Here is a 1,569-nt window from a genome sequence, read left to right on the forward strand (position 1 = left end):
TCCGACCAGGGCGTTGTAGAAGGCTATCCGGATGGCACCTTCAAAGGTGAAAGAAACATTACCCGTTATGAACTGGCTCAGATCATTGCCCGCCTTATGGCTAAAGAAGACCAGCTGAACGCTGAACAGCGTGCAACCCTTGACAAACTGGCTGGCGAATACGCTGACGAACTGGCTAACCTGGGCGTTCGCGTTTCCAACCTGGAAAAGAAAGTCGGCAACATTTACTGGTCCGGCGATGCCCGCATGCAGTACCAGCACAATCTGAATGATGAAGGCAAAGCAAAGGACAACGATACCTGGAATGGCCGTATGCGTATCAACGTAAAAGGCCAGGTCAATGACCAGGTCACCGTTAACGGCCGTTTCGTCAATGAAATGGACTTCAAAGACAGTGATTCCAGCGACACCACCATGGACCGCATTTATTCCCAGTGGACACCAAATGACAAGACCACTGTCAACATCGGCCGCTTCGGCGTAGCTCTCGACCAGACCGGCACCTTCTGGGATGAAGACGGTATTTTCGACGGCGTCAACGCAGCTTGGGACAATGGCAAAATCGGCGTAGAAGCAGGCTATGGCCGCTTCAAGAGTGGATATAAGACATTCACACTTTCGGATGAAGACGTTAAAGGTACAGATGTTAAAGCAGGTGATTATGGCTATGCATGGAAGGACCAGGCTTCCACCGAAGCATGGTATGCAAAACTCACCGGCCACATTGCCGACGGTGCTGACGTATCCGCCTTCTACATGGAACCCACCCATAACTTCAATGCTGAATTATATGATGGACTGAAGAATCTTGATGTATATTCCGGAGATAAAAACGCTAAGGTCTGGGGCATCGGCACCACCGTTGACCTGGGCGGCAACTTCACTCTTGACGGCGACTATGTAAAGACCCTGTGGTCCGGCAAGATTGATCTTGGCGATTTTGGCTCCTACAAAGCTGACGACCCGGCTCTGTGGACTGCAGGCCTTACCTATGGCGCTGTGGACACCGACAAACCAGGCACCTGGCAGCTGGGCGTTCATTATGTAAAAGCCGATGCCGGTGCTATGCTCCTCGGCAACTCCGCTCTGGACCTCACCGACCAGCTGGACTACGGCTGGGATAACTGGTCCGACGTTCACTTCTGGGTAGCTCGCGCAGGCGTAGCACTCCAGAAGAACGTAGAACTGGACGCTTACTACAACTTCGCAGCCAAAGCATCCGGCAGCACCGAAGATCCCGACGACACCTGGGGCATCGAACTGAACTACGCATTCTAATGAGAATGAAAAAAGAGAACTCCTTCGGGAGTTCTTTTTTTATGGCTTTTTTGAACATAAGACCCTTTCTCCCCGCCCCCTCTGAACCCTTGGAACCCTCTGCATCCTCATACCGCAGGCATGTCCAAGGGTAAGAAGCCCAAATGACACAGGCCGCCGATTGGCGGTCAGGACCGTGATGGAGCATCCTATTGGCGCTCTGCCCCGTACACCCTTTCCCGCTTCGCGGGACTTCCCCTCAAGGGGAAACGAGAAAATAGGTGGCACTGGATATTGTGTCACATATGACAC

Annotated in this window: 1 protein-coding gene; it reads left to right on the forward strand. The window is 52.5% G+C overall.

Annotated features, from left to right (window positions below):
- Positions 1 to 1,278 (forward strand): S-layer homology domain-containing protein (locus HMPREF9453_RS10955; protein ID WP_008860637.1); only part of this gene is annotated, 1,278 nt, incomplete at its 5' end.
- Between the last annotated feature and the right edge of the window lie 291 nt (positions 1,279 to 1,569).

The sequence above is a fragment of the Dialister succinatiphilus YIT 11850 genome (genome assembly GCF_000242435.1).
GTDB classification, from domain to species: domain Bacteria; phylum Bacillota; class Negativicutes; order Veillonellales; family Dialisteraceae; genus Dialister; species Dialister succinatiphilus.